20 protein-coding genes are annotated in these 21,354 nt (G+C 56.9%); 12 read left to right on the plus strand and 8 right to left on the minus strand.

Features of this window, described 5'->3' with window-relative positions; translation table 11 throughout:
- The first annotated feature begins 29 nt into the window (after positions 1-29).
- Positions 30-1,568: a circadian clock protein KaiC gene (gene kaiC / locus SIB83_RS10440; RefSeq protein WP_413745763.1), complete on the plus strand. Its 1,539-nt coding sequence runs from the start codon at positions 30-32 to the stop codon at positions 1,566-1,568.
- Here the strand turns inward: kaiC and SIB83_RS10445 are convergent, their stop codons facing one another.
- Positions 1,569-3,674, minus strand: a complete 2,106-nt coding sequence (locus SIB83_RS10445; RefSeq protein WP_413745764.1) for an ATP-binding protein — start codon at positions 3,672-3,674, stop codon at positions 1,569-1,571.
- 24 nt (positions 3,675-3,698) lie between these two features.
- On the minus strand, positions 3,699-5,015 hold the full coding sequence (gene purD, locus SIB83_RS10450; protein ID WP_413745765.1) for a phosphoribosylamine--glycine ligase: 1,317 nt from the start codon (positions 5,013-5,015) through the stop codon (positions 3,699-3,701).
- A gap of 101 nt (positions 5,016-5,116) precedes the next feature.
- Here purD and SIB83_RS10455 point away from each other — a divergent pair, with 101 nt between their 5' ends.
- The 9 genes from SIB83_RS10455 (at position 5,117) to SIB83_RS10495 (ending at position 13,612) form a co-directional block, all read left to right on the plus strand.
- Complete coding sequence (locus SIB83_RS10455; protein WP_413405657.1) at positions 5,117-6,115, plus strand: hypothetical protein; 999 nt, start codon at positions 5,117-5,119, stop codon at positions 6,113-6,115.
- Positions 6,112-6,864 carry a phosphoribosylaminoimidazolesuccinocarboxamide synthase gene (purC, locus tag SIB83_RS10460; protein WP_413405659.1) on the plus strand — a complete coding sequence of 251 codons (753 nt, stop codon included), beginning with the start codon at positions 6,112-6,114 and terminating at the stop codon, positions 6,862-6,864. The genes SIB83_RS10455 and purC overlap by 4 nt, the downstream gene beginning before the upstream one ends.
- A 45-nt stretch (positions 6,865-6,909) precedes the next feature.
- Entirely contained in the window at positions 6,910-9,264 is a 2,355-nt protein-coding gene (locus SIB83_RS10465) for a BamA/TamA family outer membrane protein (protein ID WP_413745766.1), read from the plus strand.
- Positions 9,264-10,118 (plus strand): UDP-3-O-acyl-N-acetylglucosamine deacetylase, encoded by an 855-nt coding sequence (lpxC, locus tag SIB83_RS10470; protein ID WP_413745767.1) that lies wholly within the window; start codon positions 9,264-9,266, stop codon positions 10,116-10,118. The genes SIB83_RS10465 and lpxC overlap by 1 nt, the downstream gene beginning before the upstream one ends.
- 69 nt (positions 10,119-10,187) lie before the next feature.
- Positions 10,188-10,595: a 3-hydroxyacyl-ACP dehydratase FabZ gene (gene fabZ, locus SIB83_RS10475; RefSeq protein ID WP_186541269.1), complete on the plus strand. Its 408-nt coding sequence runs from the start codon at positions 10,188-10,190 to the stop codon at positions 10,593-10,595.
- Positions 10,596-10,600: 5 nt separating this feature from the next.
- On the plus strand, positions 10,601-11,452 hold the full coding sequence (gene lpxA, locus SIB83_RS10480) for an acyl-ACP--UDP-N-acetylglucosamine O-acyltransferase (RefSeq protein ID WP_413747359.1): 852 nt from the start codon (positions 10,601-10,603) through the stop codon (positions 11,450-11,452).
- On the plus strand, positions 11,452-12,630 hold the full coding sequence (gene lpxB, locus SIB83_RS10485; protein WP_413745768.1) for a lipid-A-disaccharide synthase: 1,179 nt from the start codon (positions 11,452-11,454) through the stop codon (positions 12,628-12,630). The genes lpxA and lpxB overlap by 1 nt, the downstream gene beginning before the upstream one ends.
- An 8-nt stretch (positions 12,631-12,638) precedes the next feature.
- Positions 12,639-13,262 carry a peptide-methionine (S)-S-oxide reductase MsrA gene (gene msrA / locus SIB83_RS10490; RefSeq protein WP_413745769.1) on the plus strand — a complete coding sequence of 208 codons (624 nt, stop codon included), beginning with the start codon at positions 12,639-12,641 and terminating at the stop codon, positions 13,260-13,262.
- A 173-nt stretch (positions 13,263-13,435) separates the two neighbouring features.
- Positions 13,436-13,612, plus strand: coding sequence for a hypothetical protein (locus SIB83_RS10495; RefSeq protein WP_413405671.1), 177 nt, complete (start codon positions 13,436-13,438; stop codon positions 13,610-13,612).
- Positions 13,613-13,649: 37 nt separating this feature from the next.
- Here the strand turns inward: SIB83_RS10495 and SIB83_RS10500 are convergent, their stop codons facing one another.
- Genes SIB83_RS10500 through SIB83_RS10520 form a run of 5 tightly spaced genes read right to left on the minus strand, consistent with a single transcriptional unit; the run spans position 13,650 to position 17,398 of the window.
- Positions 13,650-13,904, minus strand: coding sequence for a hypothetical protein (locus SIB83_RS10500; protein ID WP_413745770.1), 255 nt, complete (start codon positions 13,902-13,904; stop codon positions 13,650-13,652).
- Between the two features lie 25 nt (positions 13,905-13,929).
- The gene (locus tag SIB83_RS10505; protein WP_413405674.1) at positions 13,930-15,420 is read right to left on the minus strand and encodes a leucyl aminopeptidase; all 1,491 of its coding nucleotides are present in this window, start codon (positions 15,418-15,420) and stop codon (positions 13,930-13,932) included.
- Between the two features lie 37 nt (positions 15,421-15,457).
- A complete protein-coding gene (locus tag SIB83_RS10510; RefSeq protein ID WP_413745771.1) occupies positions 15,458-16,045 on the minus strand; it encodes a GIY-YIG nuclease family protein in 588 nt (195 codons plus the stop codon).
- Positions 16,046-16,050: 5 nt separating this feature from the next.
- Complete coding sequence (locus tag SIB83_RS10515; protein ID WP_413745772.1) at positions 16,051-16,638, minus strand: hypothetical protein; 588 nt, start codon at positions 16,636-16,638, stop codon at positions 16,051-16,053.
- A 34-nt stretch (positions 16,639-16,672) separates the two neighbouring features.
- Positions 16,673-17,398, minus strand: coding sequence for a response regulator transcription factor (locus SIB83_RS10520; RefSeq protein ID WP_413405680.1), 726 nt, complete (start codon positions 17,396-17,398; stop codon positions 16,673-16,675).
- A 247-nt stretch (positions 17,399-17,645) separates the two neighbouring features.
- Between SIB83_RS10520 and SIB83_RS10525 the strand changes: the two genes are divergently transcribed.
- Together SIB83_RS10525 and SIB83_RS10530 are read left to right on the plus strand one after the other, a co-directional pair.
- Entirely contained in the window at positions 17,646-18,458 is an 813-nt protein-coding gene (locus SIB83_RS10525) for a hypothetical protein (protein ID WP_413745773.1), read from the plus strand.
- Between the two features lie 5 nt (positions 18,459-18,463).
- Positions 18,464-19,075, plus strand: coding sequence for a hypothetical protein (locus tag SIB83_RS10530; protein WP_413745774.1), 612 nt, complete (start codon positions 18,464-18,466; stop codon positions 19,073-19,075).
- A gap of 123 nt (positions 19,076-19,198) precedes the next feature.
- Here the strand turns inward: SIB83_RS10530 and SIB83_RS10535 are convergent, their stop codons facing one another.
- Complete coding sequence (locus tag SIB83_RS10535) at positions 19,199-21,238, minus strand: acyltransferase family protein (RefSeq protein WP_413745775.1); 2,040 nt, start codon at positions 21,236-21,238, stop codon at positions 19,199-19,201.
- Between the last annotated feature and the right edge of the window lie 116 nt (positions 21,239-21,354).

A 21,354-nucleotide genomic window follows, 5' to 3' on the forward strand; every position in this document is an offset into this window, starting at 1 on the left:
CCTTACCTTGCAGCCATAAGAGCGTCGTTATGCAGATCTCCAGCTCCAGTGGTTCTCCACAGATGCAGGTTCAGAAGCTTCCGACAGGGATCGAAGGCTTTGATGATGTGTGCCATGGGGGCCTTCCGATCGGTCGGAGCACGCTGATCAGTGGCACATCCGGCACCGGCAAAACGGTCTTTTCTCTGCATTTTCTGCACAACGGCGTTGCCCACTTCGACGAACCGGGCATCTTTGTCACCTTTGAGGAGTCGCCACTCGACATCCTCCGCAATGCCGCCAGCTTCGGTTGGAATCTGCAGGAGATGGTCGAACAGGACAAGCTGTTCATTCTCGATGCCTCCCCCGATCCCGATGGTCAGGATGTGGCCGGCAGTTTCGATCTGTCCGGTCTGATCGAGAGGATCAACTACGCCATTCGCAAATACAAGGCGAAACGGGTGGCGATCGATTCGATCACAGCGGTGTTTCAGCAGTACGACGCTGTGTTTGTGGTTCGACGCGAAATCTTCCGTCTGATTGCTCGCCTCAAGGAAATCGGTGTCACCACCGTGATGACCACGGAGCGCATCGATGAATACGGGCCGATCGCTCGCTACGGCGTTGAAGAGTTCGTCTCCGACAATGTGGTGATTCTGCGCAACGTGCTGGAAGGTGAACGCCGGAGACGCACCGTGGAAATCCTCAAGCTCCGGGGAACCACTCACATGAAGGGAGAGTTCCCCTTCACGATGGGCGCCCATGGGATCAGCATCTTCCCCCTGGGCGCGATGCGGCTCACGCAGAGATCCTCCAATGTCCGGATCAGTTCCGGTGTGCCTCGGCTCGACGAGATGTGCGGTGGAGGATTCTTCAAAGATTCGATCATCCTGGCCACGGGCGCCACGGGCACCGGCAAGACCCTGCTGGTCTCCAAGTTCATTGAGGATGCCTGTCGCAACAAGGAACGCGCCATCCTGTTCGCCTATGAGGAGTCGCGTGCCCAGCTTCTGCGCAACGCCACCAGCTGGGGGATTGATTTCGAACAGATGGAGCAGGACGGACAGCTGAAGATCATCTGTGCCTATCCGGAATCGACGGGCCTGGAGGATCATCTCCAGATCATCAAAACGGAGATCAGTCAGTTCAAGCCCTCACGGATGGCGATTGACTCCCTGTCCGCCCTGGCCCGCGGCGTCAGCCACAACGCCTTCCGACAATTCGTGATCGGTGTGACCGGCTATGCGAAACAGGAGGAGATCGCTGGCTTCTTCACGAACACCTCCGAGGAGTTCATGGGCAGTCATTCGATCACCGATTCGCATATCTCCACCATCACCGACACGATCCTGCTGCTGCAGTACGTGGAGATCCGTGGAGAAATGGCTCGAGCCGTCAATGTGTTCAAAATGCGTGGTTCCTGGCACGACAAGGGAATCCGCGAGTTCGTGATCACCGGCAACGGTCCGCAGATCAAGGATTCCTTCTCGAACTTCGAGAGGATTATTTCCGGCGTACCGCACCGTTTCATGACGGATGAGCGCAGTGAGCTCTCGCGCATTGCCCGTGGAGTGGCAGCCGACGACTGATCAGGTCTCTGCTCTCGGAGTCAACGCCAGCCGTTCGTCCTCACTCTGACGCTCGGCTCTCCACCTCAGCTCTTCGGGATCTTCCTGTGCCAGAGGCAGTTCAAACCAGAAGGTGGTTCCCACATCCAGCTCGCTGGCCATGCAGATCATGCTGCCGTGCTTCTCGAGAATGCCTCGGACGATCGACAGCCCCAGTCCAGTGCCCACCTCAGTGTGCACAGCATTTTCAACCCGATAGAAGCGCTCAAAAATACGCTGCTGGCTTTCCTCACTGATTCCGTAGCCGGTGTCGCACACCTCCACACGGATCTTCGGAAGTGGTGAGCTCAGGATGCAGGTGGGCCCATCGTTGCTGCCGCTGTTTGGGTCCGATGGTGTCATCTGGCAGCTGTCGGGCCAGGTGTAGGCCCTGATCATCAGACGGCCACCGCTGCGGCTGAATTTCAGAGCATTGCCGACCAGATTGTCGAGCACCTGCAGAATCAGGTCCCAATTGCCCAGAACATCGGGAAGCTCGCGGTCGGCTTCGAGGCTCAGCTCAACCTGCTTGTCGCTGGCATTGAGCTGGTAGCTGCGCAGGGTTTGCTCCAGGCCGGGCCTCAGATCAACCGCAGAGAATTGAACGACTCGATTGGACTCCAGCCTGGAGAGATCGAGAACATCGTTCACCAGGCGGGTGAGGCGATCCGTTTCCGAATTGGCAACGCCCAGGAATTCCTTCCGATCCTCTTCGCTGAGCTGATCTCCCATGTCGTGGAGAGTCTCCACGTAACTCTTGATGTTGAACAACGGTGTGCGCAGTTCATGGGAGACGTTGCTGATGAAACGGCTCTGTGCCGCATTCAGCTCCACTTCACGGGTGAGGTCCTGGATGGTGACAGCAATGCCCTTGAGTGTGTCGCCGCTTGGCTCGCGGACGGCCTGGATCACGAAACGCAGAGTCCTCGGTGGGTCTCCGACACTGCTGCGCAGCTCGTTGGTGTCCGTTTCTTTGGAGAACACGGCATCGAGCGGCTCATGCAGTTCAACGGACAGCAGTTCCGGCAGCTCATTGAGAAAATCCTGCCCTTCAAGATTGCGACCTTCCCAGCGGAACAGGCGTCGCGCCGTCGGATTGACCAGAACGATGCGTCCAGCCCCATCGAGCAGAACCGCACCGTCGGCCATGGTGGCGATCAGCGATGCCTGCTTGACCTGAGCTGCCTGCAGTTCCTCGATGTTTGCGGCGTCATAGTCCTGCAGCTGTGAGGCCATGGCGTTGAAGCCGTCGAGAAGTTCCCCCAGTTCGCCACCCATCGGCAGGCCGATGCGAGCCCGGAAGTCACCATCACCGATGGATCGGACACCCCTCAGCAGTTCCTTGACCGGACGCGTGATGGTCAAGGCGTTGAAAACAGCCCCCAGAATCACCAGAACCCAGATGGAGATGAAAACCGCCACCGTCACTTCCCGGGTGAGGGCGGCGCTGGCGAGAGCGGTTTCGTTGGGGTTCACGCCCAGAGCCAGCACGCCGAGGTAGTTGTTGTTCTCCACCAGCGGGACGAACACATCCGTGACCTGGCCCTGGGGAGTCGCGTGCTGGCGGACCAGCGGATTCTGAGTGCGGTTGCGCAGTTCATCAGGCAGTTCCAGACGTCGGCTCAGGCGCAGATCCGCATTGCTTGCGTCATCACTGCCGCTGACGGGAATGCCCAGATAGACAATGCCGTCAGGATCCGCGAAAAAAATGTATCGGAGGCTTCGGCTCGAGCGCCAGAAGGTTTCCGTGACATTGGCGAGTTCGCGGTCACGCCCTTCCGCCACGAGTTCGCTGACATTGCCAGCCAGTAACAGACCCAGGTCCCTTGCATAGCGGGTGTCGTTCATCGCCGTATCGCGCTGAATGCCGTTCAGTGCGAAGAAGGTGATGCCCGTCATCATCAGGCTCACCACAAGGGTGGCCACGGCCAGCAGCTTGGTCTGAAGGCTGAATTCAGCCCACCAGGCCCGAGCCTGCGGCCACAATCCCCTTCTGGTCGTCTGCTCAGCTCCGGCGACTCGCGTTGCCCATTCCGCAGTGGCCTCGTTAGTGGCCTTGTTCTGAGCAGTGGCTGGATCGCTGGCCATTCCGCCGGAGCACATACTCCGAGACTAGGACCGGCGCACTTGATGACCGATGTCGCGCCGGAACTGCATTCCCTTGAAGCACACCAGTTCAAGGGCTTCGTAGGCCCTGGCAAAGGCCAGATCAAAGTCCTCCGCCTGGGCGACCTGCGTCAGCACCCGTCCGCCCGCGGTCAGCACCTGGCCATTTTCCTGTCGACACGTACCGGCATGAAACAGTTGGCGCCGGCTGTCGGAATCCGACCGCAGCTCGATCACATCCCCCTTGCGCGGCGACTCGGGGTAGCCCTCGGCGGCGGCGACGATGCAGGCGCTGCACGTCTGGGACACCGAGAGTTCAGGTGCCTGATCCAGACAGCCGAGGGCACAGGCCTGGAGAACCTGCGCGAGTTCCGGACCGAGCAAAGGCATCAGTGTCTGGCATTCAGGATCACCGAAACGACAGTTGAATTCGATCACCTGAGGACCTTCCTGGGTCAGCATCAGACCGGCATAGATCACGCCTCTGTACTGGATTCCCTGATCCTTCAGGGCCTTCAGGGTTGGTTCGAGCACCAGCTGTCGCACCTGACTGAGCCCGTCTTGATCAAGCAACGGTGCGGGGGCATAGGCGCCCATGCCTCCGGTGTTCGGTCCCCGGTCACCTTCAAGCAGCCGTTTGTGGTCCTGAGCCGGCGGCAAGAGCACCATGCGCTCTCCATCGCACAACGCAAACACCGACACCTCAGGCCCCTGAAGCCGTTCCTCAAGAACAAGTCGTTCACCGGCGGAGCCGAAGCGTCCCGCAAAGGCGTCACGGATCGCTGCTGCGGTCTGTTCGAGGGTTTCGGCCACGGTGACGCCCTTGCCGGCTGCCAAGCCATCGGCTTTCACCACCAGTGGCCGTTGCAGCTGTTCCAGCAGCTCCAGTCCTTCAATGGCGCTTGCCACTGTCCAGTGCCCTGCGGTGGGGATGCCCGCTTCCCGCATCAAAGTCTTGGCCCACGCCTTGCTCGCTTCGAGCTGAGCTCCATCGGCGCCTGGTCCAAACACCGCCAGACCTTCTTCCCGCAGACGATCGGCCACACCGGCGGCCAATGGGGCTTCCGGGCCGATCACCACCAGATCGATCGCCTGCTGCCGACAGGCCTTGATCAGCCCCTCGGCATCCTGTTCCGGGATGGTCAGCGAGCGGCAGTCGTCGAGGTCTTCGGTTCCTCCGTTTCCGGGAGTGATCCAGACCGCTTCAATGCCCGGGCAGCGGCGCAAGGCCCAGGCCAGAGCCTGTTCACGGCCACCACCGCCCACCACGAGCAGATTTCGCAGCGGTGGCAGGGCCTGAGGACGGGAGCTGGAATGGGCCATGGAGGCAAGCGTTACGGGCAGAGGCCCTTAGGTTTGGGCGTCACTCCGCTGTTGTTGGTGGCGGAGAGATCGTTCCATCTTTGTTGAACGCCTTTCGGCCCATGGGCTTATTCACCCTGCCTCTGTCACTTCTCCTGGCGGCGGTGCCAGGAACCGCGGCGTCTGGCACCTCAATGCCGCTGGAATCATCGGCAGTGCCAATGCCTCAGGACGCCTTCGAGACGGTTCTGATGGAGGGAGATATTCCCCAGCTGCATCTGGCCTGCGAGCAGTCCGCCAGCGTCGGAGCCAATGAACGTCTTCAGCTGCTGCGCGATCGGCTCATGCTGATCGCCCCAGCACCGCAGAGCTTTGATGTGGTGATGGCCAATGCCAGAGCTCTGATGTCGTGCAAGGCGCCGGACAGTGCTCAGGTGGTGCTCAGCCGTTACGGCCCCGGTTCGGGGAGTCGCCGCCGGGACTGGTTGCTGCTGTCCTGGCAGGCCGCCAGTGCGGCATTGGATCAGGAGCGGATTGTTCTGGCTCTGATGCGTCTGGCGCAGGGTGACCTCGCCAGACTCGACGCGGAACAACTGGTTGTGGGGGTGGATGGTGAAGGCCTGCCTTCAACGCGCTCGGCCCTTGATCTTCTGGCAGAAGCTCAGATCGCTTCCGGGCAGTCTGAGCAGGCCGTGATCACGTTGCTTGCCGGCCGTACTCCAGGGGTGATCGCAGCACGTCGTCTTGGTCGTGCAGCTGAGCTGCTGGATCTGATGGAGTTCGAACGCAGCACTGCTCTGATTGAAGCGGCCCTTGATCAGGCGGCGACTGAGCAGGCCTGGAATCATGCGGAGGATCTGCTGCGGCTGCAGCTGAGGCAGGAGATTGCCAGGGGCGGAAGTGGTGAGCGTCCCCGGGAACGATTGCGTCGGCTGGCCAGCAGGGTGGACGACCGCTTCACCCTGCTGGAGCTCGATCAGGATCTTCAGGGGGTGTCCCTTGAGACACAACAGCAGCTGCAACAGGAACTGCGCTCTCCACGCGCTCCCGGTGGCCACGCCGCGCTGGGAGAATCATCAGCATCTGAAGCCGGCGCGACCGGCGTCAACGAGCAGCCATGACCATTCCCCACGGCGACCTTCTTTATGAGGGCAAAGCCAAGCGCATCTACGCCGGTTCCAGCGACCAGCAGGTGCTGGTGGAGTTCAAGAACGATGCCACTGCATTCAACGCCCAGAAAAAGGCTCAGCTGGACAACAAGGGTCGTCTCAACTGCCGAATCTCGGCCTGTCTGTTCGAACTGCTGGAGCGGGAGGGAATCCCCACCCACTTCTGCGGAATCGCCGAAGAGACCTGGATGGTTGTTCAGCGAGTCGAGGTGATTCCAGTGGAGGTGGTTCTCCGCAACATCGCCACCGGCTCGCTCTGTCGCGAGACGCCGATTGCCCAGGGCACGGCACTCGAGCCGGCTCTGCTTGACCTTTATTACAAGGATGACGGTCTGGGGGACCCGTTGCTGACGGATGCACGCCTTGCGTTGCTGGGACTTGTCTCGTCTGAGCTGCGAGAGCGGATCGAGCTGTTGGCCAGGAAGGTGAATGACGTGCTGATCCCCTTTTTCGCGAGCATCGGTCTGCAGCTGGTGGATTTCAAGCTGGAGCTGGGGCTGAATGCAGCCGGTGAGCTCCTTGTGGCTGATGAGATCAGTCCTGACACCTGTCGCCTGTGGGACCTCTCATGCACGGATGCTGAAGAGCGCATCCTCGACAAGGATCGATTCCGCAAGGATCTGGGCGGTGTGATTGAGGCCTACGGGGAGGTCTGCAAACGGGTACAAGGGGCCTGCCCGACACCCCGCAACTGCAGTTAAGTTCAGCGACGTTTGTGGCCGGCCCGGCCGACTTCGTCCCCCCCAATGGTCGCTTTCTCCTCCAGCCGAACCAAGAACACTGTTCGGCGAGGTGCTGTGGGATTTGCCCTCGCCCTGCCCTTGATCAGCGGCCTTCCTGCACAAGCGCAGGCTGATCCTGACGGGATCGAGTTCGAAGCGGCTCAGGCCGAGGAGATACAGGTCGAAGCCGAGTCTGAAGCTGTTGATGCTGAGTTGGACGTTGTTGAAACTGAATCCGTTGAAAGTGAATCCGTTGAAGCTGACTCTGTCGATGCAGAGCTAACGGAGGAGCAGGTCGAGGTCGATCAGATTGAGGTCACTCCCGCCCCTGCTGCAGGTCCCGCTGCCGAGCCCATGGACGAGGGGCCGCAACAGCCCCGGGTGTTGATCACTGAGGTGATCATTGAAGGCATTGATGGCCATCCGGAGCAGGAACGGCTTGAGATCGCCGCCTACGACGCCATGAGTGTGCGCCCCGGCAGCCGGGTGACGAGGGATGAGCTGAAACTTGATCTTGATGCGATCTACGCAACCGGATGGTTTTCGGACGTGCGTATCGAGCCGATCAACGGTCCTTTAGGGGTTCAGCTGGCGGTGCAGGTGGTGCCGAATCCAGTGATGACCAAGGTTGTTCTCGAGCCTGAGGACGACACGATTGAGCCCCAGGTGATTGAAGACACCTTCAGTTCCGATTACGGCCGCACGCTCAACCTCAATGAACTGCAGCTGCGCATGAAGGAGCTGCAGAAGTGGTACGCCGATCAGGGGTATTCACTGGCCCGAGTGAGTGGACCCACCAGAGTCAGTCCCGACGGTGTTGTGCAGCTGAAGGTGCTGATCGGCACCGTGGCCGGTGTTGAAGTCAAATTCATCAACAAGGAAGGAGAAGAGACCAACGAAAAAGGCGAGCCGATCAAGGGCAAGACCAAGCCCTGGGTCGTGAGCAGGGAAATCTCCATCAAGCCGGGTGAACCTTTCAATCGCACCCAGCTTGAGAGCGATATCAGGCGCCTGTACGGCACATCGCTGTTCAGTGACGTGAAGGTGACCTTGCAGCCGGTGACCGGTGAACCAGGGTTCATCACCATCGTGCTCGGCATCGTCGAGCAGTCCACCGGCTCACTTTCAGGCGGGCTCGGTTACAGCCAGAGTCAGGGCGTTTTTGGTCAGCTTCAGATTTCAGACAGCAACCTGTTTGGGCGTGCCTGGGACCTGGCACTGAATTTCACCTACGGCCAGTTCGGCGGTCTTGCGAACCTCACGTTCTCAGACCCCTGGATCAAGGGTGACAAGCATCGCACCTCCTTCCGCACCTCCCTGTTCCTGAGCCGGGAAGTTCCACAGGTGTTCCAAAGTCAGAACGACGGCGACATCGTTACGCTTCGCGATTACGTCGACAATGATTCCAAATACGCCTACTCAATCAGCTCCAGAAACAATCCTGCTGACAGCAAGTTTGACAATGTTGATGAGGCAAATGATGAGTTCTCCGATGTCAGCTGGTTTGATTTTCAGGGGGATTCAATTGCACTCGAACGTGTTGGGGGCAATGTGATCTTTGCGCGCCCACTCAACGGCGGAGATCCCTTCAAAAAAGTGCCCTGGCAGGTCTTGGCCGGTCTGAACCTTCAGGCTGTTCGTCCGATCAATTATTCAGGTGCGACAAGGACTTACGGCATCCCCAATCGGAGAATCAAAGATGATCGAATCAACAATGACGAGGTCATCTGCATTGCCTTCAACTGTGCTGACCAGAACACTCTTGCCAGTGTCCGATTTGCAACCACCTACAGCACGTTGAACGACGGCAGGAATCCAACGTCAGGAAATTTCTTCAGCTTCGGCACAGAACAATTTGTCTCAATCGGTGAGAACTCACCAACCTTCAATCGCATCCGCAGCAGTTACACCCACTTTGTACCCGTTAAATGGCTGAAGTTTGCCAAGGGATGTCGACCCAAGGAGGGTGAGCCGGAAAACTGCCCGCAGGCCCTGGCTTTTCAGATCAAGGCCGGAACTGTGATCGGTGACCTTCCTCCCTATGAAGCCTTCTGTCTTGGCGGTTCCAACTCAGTGCGCGGCTGGTTCGACTGTGATCTCGCTGTGGGACGGAGCTTCGGTGAGGCAACCATCGAGTATCGGTTCCCCATTTTCAGCATCTTCCAAGGCGAGGTGTTTATCGATGCAGGTACTGATTTCGGATCCCAGGCCAATGTTCCCGGCAATCCCGGAGAGCTCCTCGACAAACCAGGTTCGGGTGTCTCTCCAGGTGTTGGTGTGATCGTCACCACTCCTGTCGGACCTCTTCGTCTTGAGGTGGCCAGCCAGAATTTCACGGGAGAGTACCGGTTCAATCTGGGTGTCGGCTGGAAGTTCTGATGGTCTCCTGGCCTCACGATTACGACGGTGCCTGGACGCTTGACGGCGCGGCCCGTCGTGGCGGCATCGGGCTCCACAGCGGTCAGCAGGTGTCCGTCACCCTTCAGCCTTCGCAGCAGCCCGGCGTCTGGGTGAGCTGGCCGGCAGACGGTGCGGATCCCCTCAGGCTGATGCCCTCCCAGGTGCGTGACAGCCCGCTCTGCACCACTCTCGAGCTGGGTGAACGACGACTGGCCACAGTCGAACATCTCCTGGCGGCAATTGCCGGCTGCGGTCTCACCCATGTGCATCTCGAGGTTGAGGGCAATGAGGTACCGCTTCTGGATGGTTCCTCACAGGGATGGGTGGAGGCCATCGCCGAGGCTGGTCTCACACCAGCATCAACACCCGCTTGCGCTCGGCCGCAACTCCAGCAGCCGATCACTCTGCACCGCGGCAGCAGTGTGATCACCGCAACGCCCGCTGATCAGTTCATGCTTGTGGGAGTGATTGATTTTCCCCAGCCTGCCATCGGTCGTCAGCAGTGTGCGCTGGCGCTGACTCCGGAGCGCTTTGTTGCCGAGATCGCACCGGCCCGCACCTTCGGCTTCCGTGAGCAGGTGGACCAGCTCCGTGCTGCGGGTCTGATCCAGGGGGGTGCCCTCGACAATGCCCTGGTCTGTGATGGTGACCACTGGTTGAATCCACCACTGCGCTATCCCGATGAACCGGTGCGCCATAAGCTTCTTGACCTGATCGGTGATCTGGCGCTCGTCGGTTTCCCTCGGGCGCAGGTTCTGGTCTACCGCGGCTCTCATGGTCTGCACACTGACCTTGCAGCAGTCCTGGCCGATCGATCCGATGCTCAGCTCTGAACCGATTTGACTTCCTCCTCAGCCACCGCCGCATCCGCAGCTCAGCCTCTGCTCACCGCAGAACAGATCATGGGGCTGCTTCCCCACCGCTATCCCTTCGCGCTTGTGGATCGCGTCCTGGAGCACGTGCCCGGGGAAAAAGCGGTCGCCATCAAAAACATCACTCTCAATGAGCCTCAGTTTCAGGGGCACTTCCCTGGGCGTCCGTTGATGCCCGGAGTGCTGATTGTTGAGGCGATGGCTCAGGTGGGTGGTCTGATCGTCACCCAGATGCCCGACCTGCCCAAGGGGCTGTTCGTGTTCGCCGGCATCGACGGTGTGCGTTTCCGTCGTCCGGTGATCCCCGGAGATCAGTTGCTGATCACCTGCGAGCTGCTGAGTCTCAAGCGCAAGCGCTTCGGAAAGGTGAAGGCTGAGGCCACGGTGGATGGCCAGCTGGTCTGCTCCGGCGAACTCATGTTCTCGCTGGTTGACTGACCATGATGAGTGAACAGCGATCCCCCGCCGTGACTGCTGAGGACTGTCCTCCCCAGATTCACCCGCTTGCGGCGGTCGATTCCCGGGCCGAGCTCGCATCCGGAGTGGTGATCGGCCCGGGGGCCGTTGTGGGACCCGATGTGCGGATTGGTTCACACACCTGGATCGGGCCCCACGCGGTGCTCGATGGTCGACTCATCATCGGAGAGCACAACAAGATCTTTCCGGGGGCCTGCCTCGGCCAGGAGCCCCAGGATCTCAAATACAAGGGTGCCCCCACGGAGGTGGTGATCGGCGATCACAACACCATCCGTGAATGCGTGACGATCAATCGGGCCACCGACGAGGGTGAGCAGACCCGCATCGGCGATCACAACCTGCTGATGGCCTATTGCCATCTGGGCCACAACTGCCTTTTAGGCAACAGCATCGTGATGTCCAACGGCATCCAGGTTGCAGGCCATGTTCTGATCGAAGACCAGGCCGTGATCGGTGGATGCCTTGGCATCCACCAGTTCGTTCACATCGGCGGGATGGCCATGGTCGGCGGCATGACCCGGGTGGACCGGGATGTACCTCCCTACTGCCTTGTTGAGGGCCATCCCGGACGTGTGCGTGGTCTCAATCGTGTGGGTCTGCGTAGGCGGGGGTTAGATCGCAAGGATCAGGGCCAGGAAATCAAGCAGCTGCAGGACATCTGGTCGCTGCTTTACCGCTCGGATCATGTGATTGCGGAAGGGTTGCGGCTGGCCCGTGAACAACCCCTGATGCCCTTGGCCGATCATCTGTGCAGCTTTCTGGAGGGGTCAATCAGTCAGGGGCGGCGGGGTCCCATGCCGGCAGTCGGTGCCCGCTGATGGTGCGCGTGCTGATCAGCACCGGTGAGGTCTCTGGTGATCTTCAGGGAAGTCTCCTGGTGCATGCTCTGCGTCGACAGGCCTGTCTGAGGAGCCTTGATCTTGAAGTGCTGGCTCTCGGGGGACCACGCATGCATGCAGCCGGTGCCGAACTTCTCGCCGATACGGCACCACTGGGTTCGATCGGTCTTCTCGAGCATCTTCCTCAGGTCGTGCCGACACTGAAGCTGCAGTCACGGGTCAACAGGGAACTCAGTGTTCGGCCCCCTGATGCCGTGGTGCTGATTGATTACATGGGCGCCAATGTGCGTCTTGGCAAGCGGTTGCGCCGCAAGTTGCCCCAGGTCCCCATCACCTACTACATCGCCCCCCAGGAATGGGCCTGGCGGATGAATGACAACGGCACGAGCAGCCTTCTGTCCTTCACCGATCGCATCCTCGCGATTTTCCCCGAGGAAGCCTCCTTTTATGCGTCCCATGGCGCTCAGGTCACCTGGGTCGGCCATCCCTTGCTCGATCTTGCTGGTTGTAACCCCAGTCGTGCTGAGGCCTGTCGCCAGCTCGGCCTCGATCCGCAGGGACGCCTGCTGTTGCTGATGCCCGCATCCAGGCCACAGGAGTTGCGCTATCTGATGCCCGTGCTGGCGGAGGTTGCAGCACGGCTGCAGGCTCGTGATCCAACACTCATGGTGATGGTCCCTGCGGGCCTCAGCCGGTTCGAACGTGAACTTCAGGAGGGCCTGAAAGCCGCCGGTGTGCGTGGACGGGTTATTCCAGCTGCCGATGCGGATGCTCTCAAGCCGTCATTGTTCAGTGCGGCGGATCTTGCGCTGGGGAAGTCCGGAACGGTCAATCTTGAACTGGCTCTGCAGGGAGTCCCCCAGGTGGTCGGATACCGGGTGAGCAGGATGACGGCCTGGGTGGCGCGCAATCTGCTGCGCTTCCATGTGGATCACATCTCGCCGGTGAACCTGCTGCTCAATGAGCGGCTCGTGCCCGAGTTTCTACAGGAAGATTTCAATGCCGACCGGTTGGTGGAGCAGGCGATCCCTCTTCTGGAGAGCACTGAGGCACGCCAAACGATGCTGAGTGGCTATGAGCGGTTGCGTCAAACGCTGGGGGAGCCTGGGGTGACCGATCGCGCCGCCGCCGCCATTCTCGATCAGCTGTCTACCTGAGCTCGCCTGTGGTCCGCTTTCTGCTTTCGTTGCTGTTTGGAGCTCTGCTCCTGACTTCACCTGCCTCCGCTGATGCCGGGGAGCAGAAAGCCGTGCTGGCCGGCGGCTGTTTCTGGTGCATGGAGAGTGACCTGGAGAAACTTCCCGGCGTGATTTCTGTTGAAAGCGGCTACAGCGGCGGCAGCGTGTCCCAGCCGACCTACAACCAGGTGAGTTCCGAAACCACCGGTCATCAGGAGGTGGTGGAAGTGCTGTTTGACCCGGCGACGATCAGTTATCCCAAGCTTCTTCAGTCGTACTGGCGCAATGTTGACCCCCTGGACGGTGAAGGTCAGTTCTGCGATCGCGGCGACTCCTACCGACCTGTGATCTTCACGAGCGGAGAACAGCAGAACAGTGATGCTCTCGCCAGTCAGTCAGCGGCGGCCGGCGAGCTGGGTGTGTCTGAATCAGCGCTCAAGGTGGAGATCAAACCGTTGGAGAAGTTCTGGCCCGCCGAGGATTATCACCAGAATTTCGCTGAGCTGAATTCGGTCAAATACAAGTACTACCGCTGGGCCTGCGGAAGGGATAAGCGCCTGGATGCGATCTGGGGGGACAAGGCGCGCAGCAGCGAGTCGTGGGCGAAGTAGGTGTTCGGGCGCCATCGACAAGGATTGATGGCTTAATGACGCGAATCTGAGGAAATTCTGTAGCGATTGATGCGCTCAGATCCAGTCACTCCGCAGTGAAGGTGCGGCTTTTACGCTATCGACGACACAGAATGGACTGCGTACCATTCGAGAACGAATTGTGAAAGGTGTGTATGTATCTGCTGACCATCAAAGACGGTCTCGTGACCCGTCATGTTGGTCCGTACCCTTCTCCGAAGCAGGCATCCGATGATCTTGAGCGGGTGATGGCCAGTTGTTCGGAGCGGGCGCGCTGGCAGATTCATGCGCTGGAAAATCCCCACACGCTCACGATGGTTGCAGCCTCCTGACTGAGTACAGGTTCTGGAAATTCAACCTTTAGATGAGTCAATTCTTGGTGTCTGAACCGGCGGCCCTGCGACCGGGATAACCACGCAGCAGTCCTGATTCGATCATCAGGCCGACCCCCGCGTTGATGACGATCAGGCTGAGAGTTCCGTACCACCACCAGGGACCACTGTCGCTTCCCGCCATCTGAAGGGTTCTGCGGCTCACCGCTTCTCCGAACAGGCAAAGACCTGCGGGTAACAGCAGAACACCCAACTGGGCGCGTACATACCAGCGAAGCGGGCTGGAGGCCATGCAGCTTGATCCGTTAAGGCTGAATTTAGGCCTCGGCGGTTGAGGCCTGTTTCATCACCCAGTTCACCAGCGTGCGAACGCCGTAGCCGGTGGCGCCGGAGGGATTCAGGCCTCGGCCCTTGTCACTCCAGACCGTTCCGGCGATGTCGATGTGGGCCCAGGGAATGCCGGCATCCACAAACTCCTTGAGGAACAGGGCGGCTGTGATCGATCCACCGGGGCGAGGTCCGGTGTTCTTCATGTCGGCCAGCAGCGATTTGAGGCCCTTGCGGTAGGAGCTGTGCATCGGCATGCGCCAGATGCCTTCTCCGGCATCGCTTGCAGCGTTTTCCAGGTCAGTTGAGAGCGCATCATCGGGTGTCCAGAGTCCGGCGATCTCATCCCCGAGGGCGACCACGCAGGCACCGGTGAGTGTTGCCAGATCAACAATGGCGTCCGGCTTGAGCTTGGAGGCGTAGACCAGCGCATCGGCGAGGGTGAGACGTCCCTCCGCATCGGTGTTGTTGATCTCGATCGTGGTGCCGTTGGAGGCCGTGACGATGTCACCGGGGTGAACCGCGGAACCGTTGATCATGTTCTCGCAGGCGGCCACCAGCATGTGCACCTCCACACCTGCAGGGCGCAGCTCGGCAATGCTGCGCATCGCTCCGAACACAGATGCACTTCCGCCCATGTCGAATTTCATCATGTCGATCTGGGCGGCACCGACTTTGAGGTTGTATCCGCCGGAATCAAAGGTGAGTCCTTTGCCCACCAGAACCAGTCGCTTCTTCGCCACGCCGCCTGGGCGATAGGTGAGGTGGATGAACTTGGGATCCATGTCAGATCCCTGGCATACCGAGAGGTAGGAGCCCATGCCCCGCTCCTCGCAGTCGGCTCGCTCAAGCACGGTGAGCTCAAGGCCGTGCTCATGGGCGAGCGCCGCCGCGGTGCGGGCCAGTTCCTCCGGGGTGACGCTGTTGGGAGGTGCCGCCACCAGTTCCCTGGCCAGCTCTACCCCGGCACAGACCGGATGCACTGTTTCCAGCGTCGGGTTTGAGCCCGCTGGCCATTGGCCCAGCAGTTCCAGTTGTTCAGGCTTCTGGCTGGGTTCGGGCTTGCTGCGAAAGCGCAGGTCGCTGTAAAGCGCCAGTCGAACGGCTTCAGCAGCGGCAGTGGCATCACCGCTGGGGTCTTCTGACCCCCAGGGCAGTAGCAGTCCGAGGCTGCCGCCCTGACCCTGCGCCGCACGGGCGGCGGCGGCGGCGGCCATGCGCAGGCTGTCCCGCTCGATGGACCCTGCTTCTCCCAGCCCCAGAAGCACCAGGGTTGTGCAGTCACTGCGCAGTAATTGAAGGCTGGCCAGATCTCCGCTCTTGCCCGTGAATGGCTTCTGCTTCAGCCATTCCGTCAGCTGAATGTTGAAACGCTGCTCCATCGCTACGACCAGGCCCTGGGGGTCGTCCTGAGCAATGCCAATCGCCAGAACCGAACCACTCCAGGCCTCAGGTGTGGCCGGAGAGAGGGAGATTTTCATGGGGTGCCGTTGCCTGAACTGATGCTAGGAGCTGTGCTCAGGCTGCCTGGAACGGTGTGGCCCAGCGGTCACGCGATTCCTTGTTGAACGGTGGCTGCCAGCGGCGGATCAGGGTCTGTTCCAGCGTCCTTCGAGCCCGAGTTGCCCTGGGCACGTCCCCCCAGAATCGAATGCTTGTGCTGCAGGTCAGACCGCAGCTCACGCAAGCCTCCTGATAGGCCGAGAGGTAGGCCTTGCAATCGTGCTCACCCTTCCAACGCCTATCTGCTGCAAGGGTTTCGCCGATGTAGAGCAGAATTGGGTGCTCCAGGCCAGCGGGCCGATCCATCACCCAGTACAGCGCCGCCCCCTGATGGGGGCTTTGCGGCCAGCGCCAGAAACTCAGTGGCAGCGGCTTGAGCGACAGCGGCTGAATCTCGACGGCTGAAAGACTGTTGCTGCCGAAAAGGCTGCCCTGCTCTTCAGCCGGGGGCGCTGCCTCGAAAAGAGGTTTCTGGAAGCTGTGAATGCGCTGCTGCCAGGTCTGCAGCTGCCTGAGGTTCAGCGATAATTCAGCTGGTTCGTTGTCATGACCTGCCGATTCGCACTGGTCGAAAAGATTTCCCTGGCGAGGGGGTGCGGGCATGGAGCTCAGCCCCGTGGAGGCAGGCTGGGGCCTGCGGGTCTGGCACCAAAGCGCACACGTCCGATCAGTGCTTCGACAGCTGACGGGGGCAGGCACAGGCGTTCCTGCAGATCCGCGAGATTCTGAAACGGTTCTCGGCGCCGCTCCGCAATCAGGCGTTGCATCCGCTCTTCCGGCCACAGCAGAGTGCTGGACAGCACCTTGGGGCTGTCGGCATTCAGATCCAGCGGAGCCTGCTCTGGCAACTGGGGCGCGTCCCCATGCCAGCGGAAAATCAGATGGGGTCTCCACTGTTCGCAGAGCAGTTCGGGAAGGTCGAGCAGCTGGGCCAGGTCCTCCAACTGGCTGAACTGCACTCCGCCCTGCTGCAGACGCAGCAGCTGATCCACCATCACCTCGCTGCACCCTGGCAACTGTCGCCACTGTTCTGCCGTGGCCCGGTTCACATCGATGCACCAGCTGGGAGTGACCGATTCTCCTTCTACTTCTGCGGGCCAGCGACCTTCGTTCACACGCGCTGGTTCCCTGGGCAGATCACCCATGGCCTGGAGCACCCTGCGGGCCAGTGGATCGAGCCAGTGCCGGCGAGCCATCGCCGCGTTTCTCCCTTGCAGCCTGGTCAGGACCCTAGGTCCAGCGCGGCGGCCTGGTGGGAACTTGCACCAGCCCCTCACGAAACGCTGTCACAACCGCCATGGTCCGATCCCTTGCCGGCAACTTGCGCAACAGGCTTCCGACATGGCTTTTGACCGTGTCGATCGAGACGACCAGAGCATCGGCGATCTCCTGATTGGTCATGCCCCTGCAGAGGCCACGCAGCACGTCCTCCTCCCGCATCGTCAGTTCCTGGAGAGGGACCTGTTCGCCGCTGCGTCGCAGCCGGCTGTGGTGCAGAACACCACTGATCACCGGATCGAGGTACTGCCCGTCGGTGTCGATGGCGGTGAGTGCGGCAGCCACCGTGCCTGTTCCGGTGGCCTGGGCCGAGCAGATGCCGTGACAGCGCGCATTGATCGCATCCAGAATCGTGCGCGGGATAGGGCGCTGAAGCAGCATCAGCACCTTCAGCTCAGGGTTCTCCTTCCTGGCCTGCCGCACCAGGCTGGTACCGCAGCCGCCCTCCAGGGTGTCAGTGCACAGAAGCAGGTTGGCCGCGCTGCTTCTCATTCTCTGCAGGCAGTCGGTTTCGCTGGTGCAGGCCGCCACCAGAGGGCCCTGGCCTACGAACCAGAGCGTCCAGCTGCTGAGCAACAAATGGTCGCCTGTCGCAATGGCCGTGCGACTGCGCTTGAGCAGGCTGTGGCCCTGGCGGGAGCGTTGCTGAAGAGTTGGGATCCTTTCGCTGAGATCCAAGGAAGGGAGAGGCTCGGGGCCATTGCCGCTGACCAAGATATGTTGATCGGAAACAGAGGGCGTGGATCCGCACTGTTACGGGCCGCTCAAATTGTTCAGAATCACGCCAGTTGATGGGTGGGCCATGGCGTTCTTCGACTCCGAAATCAGGTAGGGGCGAGAAACCCAGTCATGGACTTGATAGTTTAGTTCCATTGAACTATTATTTGAACTGCTTAGGCAGGGGTCTTTCTTGGTTGTCTCAAAGTTGGAACTACCTGCTGACCCCACAGAAGAGCAAATAAAAACACTTCAAACTTATCTAAAATTACAGAAGCAAAAGCAGAAAAGTCAGTACGGGAAACAGGACTATTACCAAGAGCGTATTGAAATTACTAAAGGACTAATCCTCTTCCGACACAAGCAAATGAAGTCGGATGTTTGGTATATGAGATTTTATGTTGGCGATAAAAAGTACAAGACACTCTCCCTTAGGACTTCTGATAAAGAAGTAGCAAGAGGTAGAGCATTAGATAGATGGAGGCAACTGACGAACCATCTTGAGCAGGGTGGCGAAGTCTTTGAGAAGACGACGATGGAATCGTTGGATCAGTACCTTGTCCACTTAGACGAACTGCTTGAGAGTCAGCAATACAAGAAGCACACCATCAATGGTAAAAAGACCAGTCTGAAGAAGTTGAGGTTGTTTCTGGAACCTTATAGAAAACCAAGCGAGATCCCAGCACTTGTCCTGACGGACTACACAAAGTGGCGTCGTACTAAAAATTGGGACAAAAGCAAGCATAGGAACAATCATAATCCTCCTACAGACCAGACAATCAATAAGGAACTTACTGACTTCAAAGGGTTCTTTGATTGGTGTAAGTCTAAGAAAATTTATGTACAGGAATTGAATATTCTTTTAGAAAAATTGATTGGAATAAGTCTAAGGAGAAGAACCCTTCATTTGAAGTTGATGATTGGTTGTCCATCGTTTACTACCTTCGTACTTGGACTAGAAAAACTGAAAACCGAAAAGTCTTCGGGATCTTTTATAGAAAAGTCTTCGCTGAGTTCTTAAAGGTCTTGGCGAACAGCGGACTTAGAAATCATGAGTGTCTTTTGCTTAGATGGTCTGATATTGAACTTAGATCCAAGACGGAGAAGTCTTCTAAAGGTGATCGTGAACGAATCATTGCTCATATACAAGTGTCTCCAGATACGAAGACAGGAAGACGCTTAGTAATTTGTCCTGCTGGTGTGTACTTCAAGCGGATTCGTGATATGTATTGTGCTCAGGAAGGCAAGGCACCTTCAAAGAATGTTTATATTTTTAGAAATATTGGGACAACACATTCAAGAGAAGACCATTTTGTTGGTAGAGCATTGACTGCTGATCACTTTAGAAAGTTATGGTACGAACTATTAGAAGATCTGAGAGTTGATAAAGGTATTGAGTTTGAGAATAAGTACACAATTTATTCTTGCCGAGCGTTCTTTATCAATCAAAGACTGGAACTTGGTATTCCCCCAGCAGTAGTTGCCGATCTTGTTGGACACTCTATGAAGACTATGGAGAAGTTCTACAAGAATGTGAAACTGAAGAACATGGAGTCCGAGTTGGTTGTGATGAGGAAGAAGAAGTTAGAGGACGGAGACTTTCAGACCTTTGACTTGGAGCAGATGCCCCTTCCATAGGACAACATAAGGTTCTGTCATGGAAATAACTTAATAAGATTGGGTTATTTCCAAGAAAACAATAATAGGTGTTTTTGGTGACTGAATAAAAAAGTTGTCGTTGAATAGATTTTATTCTAAGCGCTATTTTATTTTCTTTTTTGTCGGCATTAGATTTCTGCCAATCAGAAAGTTCTCTAGGTGATCGCCAATGAATTCTCTTGAAGCATGTACCGATATGTGCCCTGTATTGTCCCGGTATAATCTTACTGAATCAATATGACTGGGGCAGGTAGAGGAATTGCACAGAAATTCATGTAATCTGTAGACATGAAAGTAAGGATTGCTACGCTCGAGGTTGTTTAGAGTTTGAATTGTATCAGAAGTTTTCTTGTTGTATAACGCTCTTGAAATTTCTGAATAATTTGAACAATTATGCCCGTCTTCCAAGTTAAACCATACCTTTGCATTGCCTGTTGTTCTGCAACGATGGTCAATGCCTGTTCCTAATCTTTTCCATGCTGGTATTGGAGTTGTGTAAATTATATGCGCTTTAAGTCTTCGTCCCAGGGCGGCAATTTCTTTGACGGAATTTGAATTTATTCGTTCAGAAGTTGTGCCGGCGAATATGATATCATCTTTTTTGGCATTCTTTATTATATGATCTTTTCGGATGGCATTGCTTTCTTTGCAAGTTCCTTTCCTATTTTCTTTTAAAAGTAATGGATCAAGATCACAACCTGTTACGACTGACATTGTAATGCCGACTCCGTATTCTTCGCGCAGAGACTCGAATGCAGGTGATAAGTGATGCACATAACTGCTCCCAACCACGAAAATATTTGGTGAGTCTTTAGTGGTTGGCGTTACACTGCAGCGATTGATTATTAATTCACTAATTGAACCTTTATATAGAAAGCAATCTTTTCTCTGTATTGAAGTTCCAGTGATGAAGGGAGTTGTTGGCGTGTGAGGTTCATCAATCCCGGCACAAGTGTTGTATTGAAATGGTTTGCAATCTGTTTTACTGCCAGAATAGAGTTTGCCTCTAAGTGGTAAGTAAAGTGCAATAAGACCGCCCGAGAGAGTAACCAATACCCCTCCACCAACCACTAATGTTTTCCATCGCTTCCCAAACCAGTTGCCTTTACGAAGTGGGTTCTCAATCCATCGATAGGAAGTAACCGCCAGACCAAGCATCAGGACGACCTGGAAGGGCACTGACCACCAGTGGATGCCAATAGTCCACCGACTTATCGAAAGCACCCCCCAGTGCCATAGATAGAGCGAATATGAGATTAGTCCGATATAGACAACCTTGGGATAGGTGAAGACTTTGAATGCTGCTGTCTGTTTTTTCAAGCAGGCGATCAGGATGGATGACAAAGCAACAATTGCAATGGTGGATCCAGATGCCATAGACATCGGTAGATACATCACACCAATCATCAATGCCACCACCAGAAGAGGTGGCACCTTCTCTAAGGACTGCTCAATCGATGCTCGCTTCTGGAATCCAAGAAAAATCAGACATCCTGCTGCCATCTCCCAAAATCTGGATGGCATTAGGAAATATGCTGCTGATTGGTTTGTTGGATAGAGATAAAGAAATCCAATCAGCGATGCAATTGTCAAAATCCCAACGATCAGAAAAAGATTGCGAGCACCATTCTTGGTTTCTCGTCCAAATCCTGAAAACCAAATTAGAAATGGGAATAAAATATAGAACTGCTCCTCAACTCCTAGAGACCATGTATGTGTGAAGACATTTAGTTCTGTAGATGGAGCGAAATAATCTGTCGATTGCTTCAGTAGATATAGATTAGAAAGTCCAAATAATGATGTTAGACCAGTCTTTAAAGAGGTGTCTGGGAATGGATTGAACAAGCAGATCGCAATGCTCGTTATGAGAACAAAAACTGATAGGGCAGGGACTAGTCGTTTGATCCTTCGCTCGTAGAACCCACTAATGAAATCTTTGAAATCTTTGCTTGGTCGACCAAACAGCGATGATGTTATGACATACCCAGATATAACAAAGAAAATATCAACACCTAGGTATCCACCTGGCAGGACATCTTTGTTAAAATGATTGATGATGACTGCAATTACAGCAAATGCTCGTAAACCATCAATCTCAGGTCTGTACCTGTTCTTTGCTGTTGATACGCCTGGGGAATGCATTCTGTCCTGACATTAATATACAATAAATTGTAGCATATGATACGCCTGGCGAATGCATTCTGTCCTGACATTAATATACAATAAATTGTAGCATAGTTTTAATTGTGCCTGGTCCC

This window comes from Synechococcus sp. MIT S9507 (assembly GCF_047304715.1).
Lineage (GTDB): Bacteria > Cyanobacteriota > Cyanobacteriia > PCC-6307 > Cyanobiaceae > Synechococcus_C.